At 64.8% G+C, this 16,399-nt stretch carries 12 protein-coding genes; 9 read left to right on the top strand and 3 right to left on the bottom strand.

Translation table 11 applies throughout. The annotated features are described in order from the left end of the window. Nucleotides 1-46 precede the first annotated feature (46 nt). Both NLN62_RS33305 and NLN62_RS33300 read right to left on the bottom strand, forming a co-directional pair. Nucleotides 47-1,447 (bottom strand): MFS transporter, encoded by a 1,401-nt coding sequence (locus NLN62_RS33305; RefSeq protein ID WP_254111626.1) that lies wholly within the window; start codon nt 1,445-1,447, stop codon nt 47-49. A gap of 140 nt (nt 1,448-1,587) precedes the next feature. Next, the gene (locus NLN62_RS33300) at nt 1,588-2,094 is read right to left on the bottom strand and encodes a ferritin-like domain-containing protein (protein ID WP_027528648.1); all 507 of its coding nucleotides are present in this window, start codon (nt 2,092-2,094) and stop codon (nt 1,588-1,590) included. Nucleotides 2,095-2,515: 421 nt separating this feature from the next. Here NLN62_RS33300 and NLN62_RS33295 point away from each other — a divergent pair, with 421 nt between their 5' ends. The 8 genes from NLN62_RS33295 to garD all read left to right on the top strand — a co-directional run bounded on the left by NLN62_RS33295 (nt 2,516) and on the right by garD (nt 14,078). Continuing rightward, nucleotides 2,516-3,598 carry a YbhN family protein gene (locus tag NLN62_RS33295; protein WP_027528647.1) on the top strand — a complete coding sequence of 361 codons (1,083 nt, stop codon included), beginning with the start codon at nt 2,516-2,518 and terminating at the stop codon, nt 3,596-3,598. A 156-nt stretch (nt 3,599-3,754) separates the two neighbouring features. Continuing rightward, nucleotides 3,755-5,701, top strand: coding sequence for a hypothetical protein (locus NLN62_RS33290; protein WP_254111625.1), 1,947 nt, complete (start codon nt 3,755-3,757; stop codon nt 5,699-5,701). A 379-nt stretch (nt 5,702-6,080) separates the two neighbouring features. After that, entirely contained in the window at nt 6,081-7,421 is a 1,341-nt protein-coding gene (locus NLN62_RS33285; protein WP_254111624.1) for an MFS transporter, read from the top strand. Between the two features lie 125 nt (nt 7,422-7,546). Next, complete coding sequence (locus NLN62_RS33280; protein ID WP_027528637.1) at nt 7,547-8,452, top strand: LysR substrate-binding domain-containing protein; 906 nt, start codon at nt 7,547-7,549, stop codon at nt 8,450-8,452. A 156-nt stretch (nt 8,453-8,608) separates the two neighbouring features. Continuing rightward, entirely contained in the window at nt 8,609-9,553 is a 945-nt protein-coding gene (gene kdgD / locus NLN62_RS33275) for a 5-dehydro-4-deoxyglucarate dehydratase (RefSeq protein WP_254111623.1), read from the top strand. A gap of 27 nt (nt 9,554-9,580) precedes the next feature. Continuing rightward, entirely contained in the window at nt 9,581-10,933 is a 1,353-nt protein-coding gene (gene gudD, locus NLN62_RS33270) for a glucarate dehydratase (RefSeq protein WP_254111622.1), read from the top strand. 21 nt (nt 10,934-10,954) lie between these two features. After that, a complete protein-coding gene (locus tag NLN62_RS33265; protein WP_254111620.1) occupies nt 10,955-12,403 on the top strand; it encodes an aldehyde dehydrogenase family protein in 1,449 nt (482 codons plus the stop codon). 133 nt (nt 12,404-12,536) lie between these two features. Continuing rightward, nucleotides 12,537-14,078, top strand: coding sequence for a galactarate dehydratase (gene garD, locus NLN62_RS33260; protein WP_027528633.1), 1,542 nt, complete (start codon nt 12,537-12,539; stop codon nt 14,076-14,078). 241 nt (nt 14,079-14,319) lie between these two features. Here the strand turns inward: garD and NLN62_RS33255 are convergent, their stop codons facing one another. Next, on the bottom strand, nt 14,320-15,825 hold the full coding sequence (locus NLN62_RS33255) for a CYTH and CHAD domain-containing protein (protein WP_254111618.1): 1,506 nt from the start codon (nt 15,823-15,825) through the stop codon (nt 14,320-14,322). A gap of 290 nt (nt 15,826-16,115) precedes the next feature. Between NLN62_RS33255 and NLN62_RS33250 the strand changes: the two genes are divergently transcribed. Further along, on the top strand, nt 16,116-16,385 hold the full coding sequence (locus NLN62_RS33250; RefSeq protein WP_254111616.1) for a hypothetical protein: 270 nt from the start codon (nt 16,116-16,118) through the stop codon (nt 16,383-16,385). Nucleotides 16,386-16,399 lie beyond the last annotated feature (14 nt).

The raw sequence follows: 16,399 nt of genomic DNA, 5'->3' as shown, positions 1-16,399 counted from the left end.
GCTCATGGTGAACCAAAGCTGTGAGCGCAAGGCAGCATACTCCGGGTTAACCAACGGCTGGCGCGCTGCGCCAGATCGCTGTCGCGGCCAGCAGCAGGACCGCTGCCGCAATGGTCAGCGAGGCGTGCAGGCCGGTCATGAAGTTCCCCGCCACCAGCGAGCCGAACAGCGCAACGCCAAGCACGCTGCCGGTCTGCCGGGTCGCATTGAGCACGCCGGCCGCGATGCCCGAGCGGGCCTTCTCGACGCTGCCGAGCAGCGTCGAGGTCAGGGGCGGCACCAAAAGGCCGAGGCCGCCGCTGATCGCGATCATCTGCACGGCGATCGCCCAGTAGCTCGTGTCAGCAGCCATGCCGAGCATGAAGAGGCAGCCCAGCGCCGAGACGCACGCGCCCACGATCATGGTCCTGCAAGCTCCGATCCGCTCGGAAACGCGCGGCGCCAGCAAATTCACCGGCAGCACCGCGCCCATCATCGGGACGAAGGCGAGCCCGGTCCACCAGGCGGACAGCCCGTTGACCTCCTGGAAGTAGAGGCTGAGCACGAAGATCAGTCCGTAGATCGCAACGTTCACGAGCAGGCCCACGAGCGAGGTCAGCGCGAACATGCGGTTGCCAAACAGCGACAGCGGCAGCATCGGCTGCGCGGTGCGCTGCTCCCGCCAGACGAACAGCGCGGCCAGCACAGCGGCGGCGATGAAGGCTGCGATCACGGCGGGATGCGCCCAGCCGATCGCGCCACCTTCGATGATCGCGGCGGCGAGCGCGCCCAGTGCACCGATCGCCGCGCACTGGCCGGGCAGATCGATCTCGCGCGCTAGTGAGCGCGTGGTCTCATCGGTAAAGCGCCAGGTCAGCCAGAGGCCGGTAAGTCCGATCGGCAGGTTGACCAGGAAGATCGCGCGCCAGCCGACCAGCGTGATCAGGCCTCCGCCGACGAACGGGCCCGCCGTCAGGGCGAGGCTGGCGCCTGCGGCCCAGACCGCGACGGCGCGCCCGCGCTGCTTCTCGTCCGGATAAGCATGGTTGAGCAGCGCCAGCGAATTCGGCACCAGGATCGCTGCCGCCAATCCCTGGATCAGCCGCGCGCCGATCAAGACGGTGGCGTTCGGCGACAGCGCGCAGGCGAGCGAGGCCGCAGTGAAGATGGCGAAGCCCGCCATGAAGACGCGCTTGGCGCCGATGCGATCGCCAAGCGCGCCCGCAGTCAGGATGAAGGCGGCAAAGGCGATGGTATAGGCGCTCACCACCCATTGCAGCTCGGCGACCCCACCGCCAAGAGCGGTGCCCATCGCATGCAGCGCGGTGTTGACGATCGTGACATCGAGCTGCACCACGCCATAGCCGAGACTCATCGCAGCAAGCGTCAGCGAGGTGGCAAGGCGCGAGCGCTGCGTGCTCCCCGCGGATTCGTAGGCGATATTGGTATTGGCGAAGTTGGTTCGCATGCTGGCATCCCGATTGCAGCACCACGCGAAAGATTACACCCTCAGCTCACATCATGTTTCGATAATGAACGAATGATGCCTGCGCTGCGTCACGAAAAACGCCGCGCCTCGCGCGCGGCGTTCCCTTAGGCGACGTGGGTCTAGCTCGCCGCGCGCATGTTCACCTTGGTCTCGGCGATCGAGGTCAGCTTCTTGTCGGTCGCCTTCTCCTCCTCGAGCGTCTTGGCGAGCACTGCGGCGCAGTCGTTGCGGCCGAGCTGCTTGGCCCAGGCGATCAGGCTGCCATAGCGGACGATCTCGTAGTGCTCGGCGGCCTGCGCGGCGTTGATGAGGGCCGCATCGAGCACCGCGTTGTCGGCGACCTCGCCGGCGGTGTCGTTGGCTTCCTCGATGATCCCGTCGATCGCCGGGCAATCGATCGCCTTCACCTCGACGCCGTGCATCTTGAACACCTCTTCCAGCCGCTTCACGTGCTGTTTGGTTTCATCGAGGTGCGTCAAAAAGCCCTGCTTCAACTGCGGGTCGGTCGCCTTATTTGCCATTTTCGGCAGCGCCTTGGTGAGCTGCTGCTCGGCGTAGTAGATGTCCTGCAATTGATGCACGAACAGGTCGTTCATGGTCTTGATGTCCTTGGTGAACAGTCCCATCGTTCCAGTCCTTGCGCTTCGGAACAGAGCGGCGCCGGCCTGCGTATGCAGGCCGCTATCACGCTGTGTTCGGTTGCTGATGCACCGCTAACCGACACGCGTGAGGGACGTTCCGAAAGGATCGAAAACCTTGCGCTGGAACAAGGCGAACCGCGCTACGGTTTGGCAAAATGCGGGCAATGAAACGGCAATGCCGCGACTCGCAATCCTTAATGCGCGGCAATGTGTAGGACGTATGACGAAAGGGATGCCGGAACGCAGAACCTTCCGTTGTCAAGGGCTGCACAAGTCGCTGTTTTTGCCTTAAGGAACTAGGATATATGGCTGCGATCGGCGCTAGGCTTTGGGCGCCATCGCGTTCAATCGGCACCCGCTCGATTGGGCGGGTTTTACGAGTTGCTTGCCCCCGCCGGGAGGATGAATGCAGGACGTGCTGCCCGCGCTGAAACGCGGCTTCAAGAGATGGATCGGCTGGCGTCGGCTCGGCATTGCCGCGAGCGTCATGATCATCGCCTTCGCGATCACCACGCTGGTGCGCACCCTCAAGGGCATCGACACCGGCGTCATCCTGACCGCGTTAACCGAGATCCCCCGCGGCAATATCGGCCTTGCGGCGCTCTGCGTCTTCTTCGCCTTCTGTACGCTGACCTTCTACGACTTCTTCGCACTGCGAACGATCGGCAAGAAACACGTCCCCTACCGCATCGCAGCGTTGTCCAGCTTCACCTCCTATTCGATCGGCCACAACATCGGCGCGACCGTCTTCACCGGTGGAGCAATCCGCTTCCGGATCTACTCGGACTACGGGCTGAACGCGATCGACGTTGCGAAGATCTGCTTCCTCTCCGGCCTCACCTTCTGGCTCGGTAACATCTTCGTGCTCTCTATCGGTATGGCGATCCATCCCGATGCCGCCTCTGCGATGGATCAGCTCCCCTCCGCGATCAACCGCCTGATCGCCCTTGGCGGCCTTGCCTCCATCACCGCCTATCTGGTCTGGCTGTCGATGGGCGAGAAGCGCCGCGAGCTCGGCCAGAAGGGCTGGAAGGTGGTGCTGCCGTCCGCGCCGCTGACGCTCGTGCAGATCCTGATCGGCGTGGTCGACCTCGGCTTCTGCGCCATGGCGATGTACCTCCTGGTGCCGTCCACCCCGCCAATCGATTTCATGTCACTGGCGGTGGTGTTCATCTTGGCGACGCTGCTGGGGTTTGCCAGCCACGCCCCCGGCAGCATCGGCGTATTCGACGCGGCCATGCTGCTAGCGCTCCCCGAATTCGGCCGCGAGCAGCTCCTGGCCACCCTCCTGGTCTTCCGCATCCTCTATTTCATGATCCCGTTCGGCCTCGCCATTTCCATCATGGGAGCGCGCGAGCTCTGGATGAACGTCGTGGAGCCCTGGCAGGAACGGCGGAGGCTGGCGGAGGCCTGCGCGCAGGCCAACCTGCCCAAGCAGGTGACGCAGATGGAGCGCGAACGGTCGCTGCGGCAGGCCAGCAAGCGCTAGTCGCGGAGATCATGCTCAAACAATAGCTAAGGCGCGATGATCATTCGCGCTTTAGCCGCTGGACGGCGGCCCATAAACCGGTCAGACAAACGTCGAAGGCGGCTCGAGGAAGCCTCTCTTATTTCCGCCTCAACTTTGACGTTGAAAGCGCGGGCCATGATCCGAGCCAACCTCCGCACCTTCCTTGCCGGCGCCCTGCTTGTCGGGATATTCGGCGCTCTGCCGGCTGAACGCGCTACCGCCCAGGACGGCAACCTGCAGATCACCTGGGAAGTCCGCAACCGCTTCCGTCTGTTCCGCGAGGAGCGCGACTTCCTGCTCCATGTCGAGAACGCCCGCAACCGCAGCATCCTCGCCACCGAGCAGTCGCTGGAGATGCAGAGCGAGGGCCGCGGCTGGGCCCGCAACATGGTCAACCGCCTCTGCATCGACCTCCAGGGCCGGGTCAACCAGCCCTGCGCCCGCGACAACGTCAAAGAAAACTACATCACCCCGGTCGACCACCCCGTGACCGTGCGCCTGACCGGTGCCGTGCCGGTCGGGGCCATCTGCGCCTGGTCGTTCGACGATGGAGACGGGCCGCAGGCCTCCACCTTCGATTGCGCCGAGCCGGTGAACCTGCGCGTGCGCTATGGCAGGCAGACGGTGGCGACGGTCGACGTCTCCTCCGGCTCCGACCCGACCCAGCGCATCCAGACCGAGATCCAGGTCCGCGACGTCTTCATTGCAGGCCTGGGCGATAGCATCGCCTCCGGCGAAGGCAATCCGGACCGGCCGATCGCGCTGGCCGATGACGGTTTCTGCTTCCGATCCTATCTCGGCACTGCCGGCGGGCAGTACTACCGGCCGAGCCGCGCCGGCTTCAAGGGCGGGCGCGCCTGCGAGGCGCCCGACACCCTTACCAACTGGCAGCGCTACGGCGCGCTCTGGTTCAACGCCCCCTGCCATCGCTCGCTCTACAGCTACCAGAGCCGCACCGCGCTCGCGCTCGCGGTCCGCTACCCCCACATCGCCGTGACCTATCTGCCGCTCGCCTGCACCGGTGCGAGCATCAGCGACGGGCTCTTGGGCTCGCAGCGTGCGCGCGAATGCCCGCCCGGCAAAAGCGGGACCTGCCAGACCAGCGTGAACGCGCAGGTGGCCGAGCTGCGTGAGGCGCTCACTGCGGCGAGGAAACGGCAGCCGGACCGCAAGCTCGACCTCGTGCTGCTCTCGATCGGCGCCAACGACGTCTATTTCTCCGGCCTCGTCGCCGACGTGATCGTGGACACCGCGACCGAACGCGCGCTGTTCACGCGTTCCGGGGTGATGGCTGGTGTCGACGATTCACGCGATGCGCTCACGCGCGAGCTGCCCAGGAATTTCGTCAAGCTGCGCGAGGCGCTCAAGCCGCTGGTCGACGGCGACCTCTCGCACGTCGTCTATGTCTCCTACGCCAATCCGGCGCTCGCAGACGGCGGCGTGCCCTGTCGCGGCGGCCGCGCCGGCTTCGACATCCATCCCGCCTTCAACGCCGATCCGCAGCGGCTTGCCCGGGTCTCGACCTATGTCGACACCGAATTCCTGCCGCAGCTCAAGGGGCTCGCGACCTGCACGCAAGGCGCGCTGTGCCGCGATCCGGAATCCGACCGCATGACCTTCGTCGATACGCATCAGGGCCTGTTCGCCGACCACGGTTTCTGCGCGCATGCCGGCTCCGACCCCGAATTCGACCGCGCCTGTTTTGCCGAGAACGGCCAGAGCTTCAACCCCGACATCGTCACCGCCGCGAGCCAGCCGATGCTGTGCGGCCGCGGCGCATCCGAATATCGAGCCTACCTGCCGCGCGCGCGCTGGATCCGTGACGCCAATGACAGCTATTTCGCCGCGATGACCTATCCGCAAGGCCTGCCCGCTGCGAGCCAGCCGAACGACATTCACGACGCCGCCTGGGGCGTGCTTTCCGCCGTCTATGGCGGCGCCGTGCACCCCTCAGCCGAAGGCCACGCCGCGATGGCGGACGCGACCCTGCCGGCCGCAAGCACCGTACTTGGCCTCGACGCCGTGCCGCCCGGCTTCACCCGCGGCCTGCTGGCGCCGCTGCTGCCGGGCGCGCGGCAGTAGGCCGCGCTGCAAGCACACTCTCGGTGTCGTCGTCCGCCTTGTGCGCAATTGCGTACTGGAGCGGACGATCCAGTATTCCAGGGGCCGTGACGAATGCGGAGAGGCCGCGGCCCACTGAATTCCCCGCTTGCCGCCTACGCTAAAGCTTCGGCGAGCCAAAGTCCCCAACCCCGGCGAAGCCTTGGCGTAGCCTGGTCGCGGGGAATGACAGCGATGCGTGTGGGTATGATGTTCGGCCCGCGAGAGTGCCGTTCCTCCCCCTGCCGTCCCATCAATCCAAAAACGGTATCAATCGATACTCCCTTCAACTTGGACACTTTCCTGCGCGCCCCTCTAGGAGTCGTCCCTGAGGAAGCATTTATTCTGAGGAGGCGTGCGCATGAGCGCAGTAGTGTCCGCGGCGGACGTGAAGAGGTCCCGCGTCAGGCTTTTCATCGTGACCATGTTGTTCCTGGTCACCACGGTCAACTATGCCGACCGCGCCACGCTGTCGATCGCCGGACCCGCGCTCTCCAAGGAGCTCCATCTCGATCCCGTCGCCATGGGCTACATCTTCTCGGCGTTCGGCTGGTCCTATGTGATCGCGCAGGTGCCGGGCGGCTGGCTGCTCGACCGCTACGGTTCGCGCATCGTCTATGCCTTCAGCATCATCGTCTGGTCGCTGTTCACGCTGATGCAGGGCTGGGTCGGCTTCCTCGGCGCGGGCACCGCGGTCGCCATGCTGTTCGCCCTGCGCTTCCTAGTCGGCATTGCGGAGGCGCCCTCCTTCCCCGCCAACGCCCGCATCGTGGCAGCCTGGTTCCCGGGCAATGAGCGCGGCACGGCATCGGCCTTCTTCAATTCTGGGCAGTATTTCGCGACCGTGATCTTCGCGCCGCTGATGGGCTGGATCGCGCATGACTACGGCTGGCGCTACGTGTTCTTCGTGATGGGCGCGCTCGGCGTCGTCATGGGCCTGGTCTGGATCAAGACCATCTATGGCCCCAAGGAGCATCCCTCCATCAACGAGGCCGAGTTCGACTACATCAAGGAAGGCGGCGCGCTGGTCGATCTCGACGCGCCCAAGGAGGAGCACGCACCGGACTCGGGCCCGAAATGGGATCACATCCGCCAGCTTCTCTCCAACCGCATGATGCTCGGTGTCTATCTCGGCCAGTACTGCATCAACACCCTGACCTATTTCTTCCTGACCTGGTTCCCCGTGTACCTCGTCAAGGAGCGCGGCCTGTCGATCCTCCAGGCGGGTTTCGTGGCGACGCTGCCGGCGCTCTGCGGCTTCATCGGCGGCGTGCTCGGCGGAATCATCTCGGATGCGATCCTGCGCAAGACCGGCTCGCTGACCATGGCGCGCAAGATCCCGATCGTCGGCGGCATGCTGCTGTCGATGGTGATCATCGGCTGCAACTATGTCGACGGCCAGGCGCTGGTGATCGGCTTCATGGCGCTCGCCTTCTTCGGCAAGGGCATCGGCGCGCTCGGCTGGGCAGTCGTCTCCGACACCTCGCCCAAGGAAGCCGGCGGCGTCTCCGGCGGCCTGTTCAACACTTTTGGCAACCTCTCCTCCATCACCACCCCGATCGTGATCGGCTACATCGTGGCCGCAACCGGCTCGTTCAACGGCGCCCTCGTCTTCGTCGGCGTCAACGCGCTGGTCGCCGCGTTCGCCTATCTCGTGGTCGTCGGCCAGATCCAGCGGGTGGTGCTTAAGCGTTCCTCCTGAGCGCTCCGGCGAAACCGGAACGGACCAGGCAACTTACGGCGGCTTCACAGCCGCCGTCTTTGTTTCGGAGGTTATCGATGCTAGAAGTGCCGGGGAAACGCCTTATCCATCTAAGGCAAGTATCGATGTTCGACCTCAACCAGCTCCGCTGCTTCGTCACCGTGGCGGAGGAATTGCATTTCGGCCGCGCCGCCGCGCGACTCAACATGACCCAACCACCGCTGTCCCGGCAGATCCAGGTGCTCGAGCACATCATCGACGCGCCGCTGCTGGAGCGCACCAGCCGCTCGGTTCGCCTGACGCCGGCCGGACGCAGCTTCCTGCCGGAGGCGCGGCGCATCCTGAAGCTCGCGGAGAGCGCCTCGCAGGTCGCCCGCCGCATCGCGCTCGGCAAGACCGGCTCGCTGAAGATCGGTTTCACGGCCGCGGCCGCTTACGGCTTCCTGCCCGAGCTCGTCGCCGCCTGCCGCGCCAGACTGCCCGAGGTCGATTTCTCGCTGAAGGAGATGGTCTCCGGCGACCAGTTCGAGGCGCTCGCCTCCGGCCAGATCGATGCCGGACTGTTGCGGCCGCCGATCGCGCGGCCGGAGCTTGCCAGCCGCCGTGTCGTCGCCGAGCCCCTGCTCGCGGCGATCCCCAAGAAGCATCCGCTGGCGAGCGCTGAGTCGGTGACCATCAAGGATTTCGACGACCAGCCCTTCGTGATGTATTCGCCCTATGAGAGCCGCTACTTCCACGACCTGCTGGTCGCGCTCTTCACCCGCGCCGACGTGCTGCCGCGCTATGTCCAGCATTTGAGCCAGATCCACTCGATCCTCGCCATGGTGCGGGCCGGGCTCGGGCTTGCCATCGTGCCGGCGGCGGCGGCGAGCCTGAAGATCTCCGACGTGCGCCTGCGGCCGCTCAAACTGCGCACGCGCGTTCCGGTCGAGCTCTTCATGGTCTGGCGGCGCGAGGACGAGAACCCGTTGCTGTCGGCACTGGTGAAAATCGCGAGCGAATTGGTCGCCGCGGAGACGATCGAAGATTGATGCTGAATATGCATCATTCGATATAGGCTTTGGCTTGGACGCGCATCGAACGGTCTCTTAAGTAACGGCCCATGGACGCAGCGGTTCGCGCGTCTTCCAGAACAACCGGCGTGCCCGTTTGCGCGCCGCCTTCAAAACCCAAAGGGAGCAGCGCCCATGAGCAAGATGACCCCGCAGGAGATGGCCCAGAAGATCGGCTCCGGCCTCCTGTCCTTCCCCGTCACGCCGTTCAAGGCGGATTACTCCTTCGACGAGGCGACCTACCGCGCCAACATGGACTGGTTGTGCGGCTATGACGTCGCCGGCCTGTTCGCTGCCGGCGGCACCGGCGAGTTCTTCTCGCTGACGCCGACCGAGGTTCCGCAAGTGGTGAAGGTTGCCGTCGACGAGACCAAGGGCCGCGTGCCCGTGCTCGCCGGCACCGGCTACGGCACCGCGACCGCACGCGAGATCGCGATCGGCGCTGAAAAGGCCGGCGCCGACGGCCTGCTCCTGCTGCCGCCCTATCTCACCCATTCCGAGCAGGAGGGCCTCGCCGCCCATGTCGAGGCGATCTGCGCCGCCGTGAAGATCGGCGTCATCGTCTACAACCGCGACAATGCAATCCTCCAGCCCGACACGCTCGCGCGCCTCGCCGAGCGCTGCCCGAATCTCGTCGGCTACAAGGACGGCATCGGCGACATCGAGCTGATGACCCGCGTCTACACCAAGCTCGGCGACCGCCTCACCTATATCGGCGGCCTGCCCACGGCCGAGACGTTTGCCCTGCCCTATCTCGACATGGGCGTGACGACCTACTCGTCGGCCGTGTTCAACTTCGTGCCGGAGTTTGCGACCAGGTTCTACGCCGCCGTACGCAAGCGCGATCATGAGGCCATTCACGCCGGCCTGAAGAACTTCATCCTGCCGCTGATCGCCATCCGCAACCGCAAGAAGGGCTATGCGGTCTCGATCATCAAGGCCGGCATGAAGGTGATCGGCCGCGACTCCGGTCCGGTCCGCCCACCGCTCACTGATCTCACCGAGCAGGAGATGGCGGAACTCACCGCGCTCGTGCAAAACCTGCCCGCCGCGCAATCGGCACAACAGGCGGCAGAATAGCGAAACGAAAAAAGGGAGGAGCAGCCGATGGTCGAAGTCTCCAGCGCGTCAGTCGCCGGCGCACCAATCGTCACGTCGATGCAGGTGATCCCGGTCGCCGGCCGCGACGGCATGCTCCTCAACTTGAGCGGCGCGCATGCGCCGTTCTTCACCCGCAACATCGTCATCCTCACCGACAACTCCGGTCACACCGGCGTCGGCGAGGTGCCGGGCGGCGAGAAGATCCGCAAGACGCTGGAAGACGCCCGCGATCTCGTGATCGGTAAGACCGTCGGCGCCCTGAACAACATCCTCGCCGAAATCCGCACCGCCTTTGCCGACCGTGATGCCGGCGGCCGCGGGAAGCAGACCTTTGACCTGCGCGTGATGATCCACGCCGTGACCGCGGTGGAATCCGCACTTCTCGACCTGCTCGGCCACCATCTGGGCCTGCCCGTCGCAGCCCTGCTCGGCGAAGGCCAGCATCGCAAGAGCGTCGAGACGCTCGGTTATCTCTTCTTCGTCGGCGACCGCCGCAGGACGAGTCTCGCCTATGTCGATGGCGAGACCGGCAAGCCGGACTGGTTCAATCTCCGCCATCAGGAAGCGATGACGCCGGAGACCGTCGTGCGGCTCGCGGAAGCGACCCACGATCACTATGGCTTTGCCGATTTCAAGCTGAAGGGCGGTGTCTTGCGCGGCGAGCAGGAGATCGAGGCCGTCACTGCGATCGCCAAGCGTTTTCCGAATGCGCGCGTGACGCTCGATCCCAACGGCGCCTGGTCGCTCGATGAGGCAATCCGGCTCTGCAAGGGCATGCATGGCATCCTCGCCTATGCCGAGGACCCCTGCGGCGCCGAAGCCGGCTTCTCCGGCCGCGAGATCATGGCCGAGTTCCGCCGCGCCACCGGGCTGCCGACGGCGACCAACATGATCGCGACCGACTGGCGCCAGCTCTCCCATGCGCTGCGTCTCGGTGCGGTTGATATCCCGCTGGCCGACCCCCACTTCTGGACCATGCAAGGCTCGGTGCGCGTCGCCCAGACCTGCCGCGACAACGGCCTGACCTGGGGCTCGCACTCCAACAACCACTTTGACATCTCGCTCGCCATGTTCACCCATGTCGGCGCCGCCGCCCCCGGCAACGTCACCGCGATCGACACCCACTGGATCTGGCAGGACGGCCAGGCGCTCACCAAGGAGCCGCTCCAGATCAAGGGCGGCAAGATCGCCATCCCCGACAAACCGGGCCTGGGCATTGAAATCGACCGGGCAGCCATCGAAGCCGCGCATGGCCTCTACAAGCAGCATGGACTTGGTGCCCGGGATGACGCTATTGCCATGCAGTACCTGATCCCCGGCTGGACCTTCGACGACAAGCGTCCTTGCCTCGTGCGCTAAAAACTTCCCTGGAGGAAAAAGATGACTGCGATCTTGAAGAATTTCATTGGCGGTGAATGGGTCGACGGCTCCGGCATCACCAAGAACATCAACCCCTCCAACACCAACGACGTCGTCGGCGAATATGCCAAGGCCGACAAGGCGCAGACCGAAAAGGCCATCGCGGCTGCCAAGGCCGCTTTCCCGGCCTGGGCGCGCTCGACGCCGCAGGAGCGCTTTGACGCGCTGACCAGGATCTCGACCGAAATCCTCGCCCGCAAGGAAGAGCTCGGCCGCCTGCTCGCCCGCGAGGAAGGCAAGACCCTTTCCGAAGGCATTGGCGAGGTCGCCCGCGCCGGCCAGATCTTCGCGTTCTTCGCCGGCGAAGCGCTCCGCCTGATCGGCGAGAAGGGCGCCTCCGTGCGTCCCGGCCTCGAGGTCGAGATCACCCGCGAGCCGGTCGGCGTCATCGGCATGATCACGCCCTGGAACTTCCCGATCGCGATCCCCGCCTGGAAGATCGCGCCCGCGCTCTGCTACGGCAACACCGTGGTGTTCAAGCCGGCCGAGCTCGTGCCGGGCTCCGGGCACGCGCTGTCCGAAATCATCACCCGCTCCGGCATTCCGGCCGGCGTATTCAACCTCGTCGTCGGCTCCGGCTCCGTGGTCGGCCAGACCTTGCTCGACCATCCCGACGTCGCCGCGATTTCCTTCACCGGCTCGGTGCAGACGGGGCGCAAGATCGCGCAGGCCTGCGTGCTCTCGAACCCCATGAAGAAATTCCAGCTCGAGATGGGCGGCAAGAATCCGCTGGTCGTGCTCGACGATGCGGACCTCAAGACCGCCGTCGAGGTCGCCGTCAACGGCGCCTATTTCTCGACCGGCCAGCGCTGCACGGCGTCCTCGCGCCTGATCGTCACCGAAGGCATCCATGACCGCTTCGTCGCGGCGATGGCCGAGCGCCTGAAAGGCCTGTCGGTGGACGACGCACTCAAGGCGGGCGTCCATATCGGCCCCGTCGTCGATCAGAGCCAGCTCGACCAGGACCTGCGCTACATCAAGATCGGCCAGGACGAAGGCGCAAAGCTCGCCTGGGGCGGCGAGCTGCTCAAGCGCGAAACGCCCGGCCATTATCTCCAGCCGGCGCTGTTCACGGAGGCCAACAACAACATGCGCATCGCGCGTGAGGAAATCTTCGGTCCCGTCGCTGCAGTCATCCGCGCCAAGAACTACGAGGAAGCGCTGGCGATCTCCAACGACACCGAGTTCGGCCTCGCCTCCGGGATCTGCACCACCAGCCTGAAATACGCCACGCATTACAAGCGCAACAGCGAGTCCGGCATGGTGATGGTCAACCTGCCGACCGCCGGCGTCGACTATCACGTGCCGTTCGGCGGCCGGAAGGGATCGAGCTACGGCGCCCGCGAGCAGGGTTCGTACGCCCGCGAATTCTACACCACGGTGAAGACCGGCTACACATTCCCCGGCTGATGATGCGATCGTAGATATCATAGGGTGGGCAAAGCGAAGCGTGCCCACCGCTTATGTTCGGTGTGAAGCATGGTGGGCACGGCGCGTTGCGCCTTTGCCCACCCTACGACTTCAAGTTCTGAGGCAAGAGCAGATGGACCAGTCAGTCGCAGCGAAAGAGCAGCCCCGCTACATCAAGCTCAACGAGCGCGACAATGTCGCGATCGTGGTCAATGATTTCGGGCTTCCCGCCGGCTCCCGCTTTGCCTGCGGGCTGACGCTGCGTGCCTTCGTGCCGCAAGGCCACAAGACGGCGCTGGTCGATATCGCGCAAGACGCGCCGATCATCCGTTATGGCGAGGTGATCGGCTATGCTCTCTCCCCGATCCTGGCCGGCGAATGGGTCGACGAGGCGCGCATCCGCATGCCGGAGGCGCCTGCGCTCGACAAGCTCGAAATCTCCACCGCCGTCCCCGCCCCGCTGCCCCCGCTCGAAGGCTACACCTTCGAGGGCTATCGCAATCCGGACGGCTCGGTCGGCACCAAAAACATCCTCGGCATCTCCTCCTCCGTGCAATGCGTCAAGGGCACGATGGAATATGCGGTCAAGCGCATCCGCGCCGAGCTGTTGCCGAAATATCCGAACGTCGACGACGTCGTTCCCCTCACCCATGCCTATGGCTGCGGTGTCGCGATCACCGCGCCCGACGCGGTGGTGCCGATCCGCACGCTGCAAAACCTCGCGCTGAACCCGAACTTCGGCGGCGAGATTCTCGTGGTTGGCCTGGGCTGCGAGAAGCTCGCGCCCGAGCGGCTCGTGCCTGAGGGCGTCAATGACGCCATCGTACGCATGCAGGACGAAGCCTTCGACGGCTTTGGTGCGATCGTCGATGCGATCATGACCCAGGCCGAGGCGCGCCTGAAAATTCTCAACGCGCGCAAGCGCGAGACCTGCCCCGCCTCCGATCTCGTCATCGGCCTGCAATGCGGCGGCAGTGACGCCTTCTCCGGCGTCACCGCAAATCCCGCCGTCGGCTACGCCGCGGATCTGTTGGTGCGCGCCGGCGCCACCGTGATGTTCTCGGAAGTCACCGAAGTGCGCGACGCCATCCAGCTGCTCACCCGTCGCGCGATCAACGAGGACGTCGGCCGCGCGCTGGTGCGCGAGATGGCCTGGTACGACTCTTACCTCGCGCGCGGCGGCGCCGACCGCAGCGCCAACACCACGCCCGGCAACAAGAAGGGCGGGCTTGCCAACATCGTCGAGAAGTCGCTCGGCTCGATCGTCAAGTCCGGCTCGAGCGCCATCACCGGCGTGCTCTCGCCCGGCGAAAAGGCGACGCAGAAGGGCATGCTGTTTGCGGCAACCCCTGCGTCCGATTTCATCTGCGGCACGCTTCAGCTCGCCTCCGGCATGACGCTGCAGGTGTTCACCACCGGCCGCGGCACGCCTTACGGCCTCGCGGCCGCCCCCGTGATCAAGGTCGCGACGCGCAGCGAGCTTGCACGGCGCTGGAAGGACCTGATCGACTTTGATGCCGGCCGCATCGCCACCGGCGAAAAAACCATCGAGGAAACCGGCTGGGACCTGTTCCGCCTGATCCTCGACGTCGCCAGCGGCCGCACCAAGCCCTGGTCGGACCGTTGGGGCATCCACAACGACCTGACGCTGTTCAATCCCGCGCCGGTGACTTAAGTCGCGAATTCAGACGCGGGCAGCACGCTCAGGCGTCATCGCCCGGCTTGACCGGGCGATCCAGTATTCCAGAGACCGTGACGAATACGGAGAAGCCGCGGCGTACTGGATTCCCCGCTTGCCGCCTACGCTAAAGCTTCGGCGAGCCAACGTTGCAAACCCCGGCGAAGCCTTGGCGTAGCCGGGTCGCGGGGAATGACGGCGGAGTGAAAGGCAAAACGCCGGCGATGCGGCGCACCTTTCAAATCGCCTCCAAACCCCGCACCTCCTTTTCTGCAACCTTCACCAGCGGCTTGACCGCCTGGTCCTCCCGGCCGAGCACCACGCCCGAGGCAAAGGCACGCGCACGCCCTTCATGGCGTGGCGCCCGCGCCTTGAGCGCTGCGTCGACAGCCATGTCGCGATGCGCGACAAAATCGTTGAGCGAGCCAAACGCGTTCTGAATCTTTTTCAGATGCCTGGACAACGCTGCCACCTGCTTCCGTTCGCTCCGAGACTGAAAAAGACTTTCAAAGAACTCGATCGCATATCTGATCTTCTTGGCCCTGATGCGCAGCTTGTGCCGCTCCTGGGCAGACATTTCGTCGAGATGCCGTCCCCGCTTGCGCAGCTTCTTGATGCGGCGATGCAGCAGCCTGCCGGCGAATTTGCGGATCGGCGTCTTCGCATCTTCAGTCGCAATCGTTTGGTCGGCCTCGATCCATTGCAGCGTATCGACCAGCAAGGACCGGTAGTGCTGCGTGTTGACGGCTTCTTTTGCGCGCGCGAAAGCGCGCTCGCGCCTGGCACAGAACTCCTTCTTGATCGCCTTGCCGCCCCTGCGCAACAGCACGTCGCGCGTGGCAGGCTCGATATTCTCCGTCACGAAGACATCGAGCTCACGTTCCGGCGCGAGTTCGTTGGTGAGCCACTTCAGTTCCTGCTTGATCCTGTCCGTGCTCGCCCCGGACAGGACCTTCGAGAATAACGAGATCGCCGCGCGCAGGCAGCGCAATCCCACCCGCATCTGGTGAATTCCTTCCGGATCGCCATTGCGGACGGCGTCGGCGTTACCCGAGAAATGGCGTATCGTTGCGCGACCGATGGTCCGGAAGGCATCACCCGCATTCAAGTCGGCGTTCAAGGCGATGCTTGCGGCGGAAAGAACCGGATGCTCCTCGCCGCGCGCAAGAGCATAACCCCGGTCCGACTTCAGATCGAGCTCGGCTTGCGATTTCCGTTCGATCGACCTCGCGACGCGGAACAAATCGACAAGCAGGCCATTCTTGAGTTCCAGTTCAAGCTCCTCGACCGGGCTGGAGTGTTGCCCGGCGACGATACGTCCACGATCGATGGCGAGTTCGATCTCACTTTTCCTGGTGCGAAGCGGCAACGTGATGCGGTGCACCGATGTCTCGAACACGGGTTTCAGCTTGCGACGCAACTTCCCGGATGCAAACGGCTCGAGCGGAGTGCCCTGCGCCTTGCCGAGGTTCGGCGCACTGTTCTTGATCTCCGCCTCCCATTCGCCGCGGCCGAACTGCGCACCGTTGGCCGATTTGACCGTCTGGACGTGCCTGTCGCCGTCATCGCGCACGCGCAGCGTGAGGCCGTGCCGTTTCAGCTTGCATTTTCTGGTATCGAAGTAGGTCGACACCAGATCGTTCTCGGATCGCGGTCCGATCTTGCCGCCCGCCATGCGTCCGTTCGCCAACGTCTTGAAGTGGCGCACGGGTACGCGGAACTTCAGTTCGGTCTCGACAGCCATTCTGCTCTCCCGAGTTGGCTGCCGATAACGCGCGAGACGCGGCGGGGGTACCACAGGTATGAGGCCATTTGGGGCGCGCGTAACTACTCTCGCCGACTGGCGACAGGTCGCATGCGACGGACCTCCGCGAAACCGTCCTGAAACGCAGCGGCACGGCGTTTCCGGATCGCTTCATCGCGCTTCACATCTCGCAACCAAATATCTCCGCTCACGCTGCGCGGATTTGCGAACCTGTTCAGGCGTTATCGCGACCAACTCTCCGAGTGCTCATCTTCCCAAGGAGACTTGCAATGCGGATTCTTTCGATGATTGCCATTGCCGGCGCGATGATTGCCAGCACTGCCGGCGCATTTGCCGGCGAGCTTCCCTCTTACGAAGTGAACTCATTTCCGATTTCTGCGACGCAGGTCCAGTTGCTCGGCGCCACTGGCGTTCAGGAGCAGGCCTCCACGCCGATGCTGACCGTCGAAGGCATGCCCGCCTCGCCCGCGCAGATCACAGTGCTCTCGCCGCGCGTCAGGGTAGTCGCGAGCGCAAACTCGGACAACGAGTCCCGCTAATCGGCGGTCGCGGC

Source organism: Bradyrhizobium sp. CCGUVB23, assembly GCF_024199885.1.
Classification (GTDB): domain Bacteria; phylum Pseudomonadota; class Alphaproteobacteria; order Rhizobiales; family Xanthobacteraceae; genus Bradyrhizobium.
This window is presented reverse-complemented; position numbering and strand designations above follow the sequence as displayed.

Coding starts and splice junctions, on each gene's coding strand:
- NLN62_RS33285 (WP_254111624.1), top strand. CDS start 6,081: ATGAGCGCAGTAGTGTCCGCGGCGGACGTGAAGAGGTCCCGCGTCAGG.
- NLN62_RS33265 (WP_254111620.1), top strand. CDS start 10,955: ATGACTGCGATCTTGAAGAATTTCATTGGCGGTGAATGGGTCGACGGC.
- NLN62_RS33305 (WP_254111626.1), bottom strand. CDS start 1,447: ATGCGAACCAACTTCGCCAATACCAATATCGCCTACGAATCCGCGGGG.
- NLN62_RS33250 (WP_254111616.1), top strand. CDS start 16,116: ATGCGGATTCTTTCGATGATTGCCATTGCCGGCGCGATGATTGCCAGC.
- NLN62_RS33290 (WP_254111625.1), top strand. CDS start 3,755: ATGATCCGAGCCAACCTCCGCACCTTCCTTGCCGGCGCCCTGCTTGTC.
- NLN62_RS33280 (WP_027528637.1), top strand. CDS start 7,547: ATGTTCGACCTCAACCAGCTCCGCTGCTTCGTCACCGTGGCGGAGGAA.
- NLN62_RS33300 (WP_027528648.1), bottom strand. CDS start 2,094: ATGGGACTGTTCACCAAGGACATCAAGACCATGAACGACCTGTTCGTG.
- NLN62_RS33255 (WP_254111618.1), bottom strand. CDS start 15,825: ATGGCTGTCGAGACCGAACTGAAGTTCCGCGTACCCGTGCGCCACTTC.
- NLN62_RS33295 (WP_027528647.1), top strand. CDS start 2,516: ATGCAGGACGTGCTGCCCGCGCTGAAACGCGGCTTCAAGAGATGGATC.
- gudD (WP_254111622.1), top strand. CDS start 9,581: ATGGTCGAAGTCTCCAGCGCGTCAGTCGCCGGCGCACCAATCGTCACG.
- garD (WP_027528633.1), top strand. CDS start 12,537: ATGGACCAGTCAGTCGCAGCGAAAGAGCAGCCCCGCTACATCAAGCTC.
- kdgD (WP_254111623.1), top strand. CDS start 8,609: ATGAGCAAGATGACCCCGCAGGAGATGGCCCAGAAGATCGGCTCCGGC.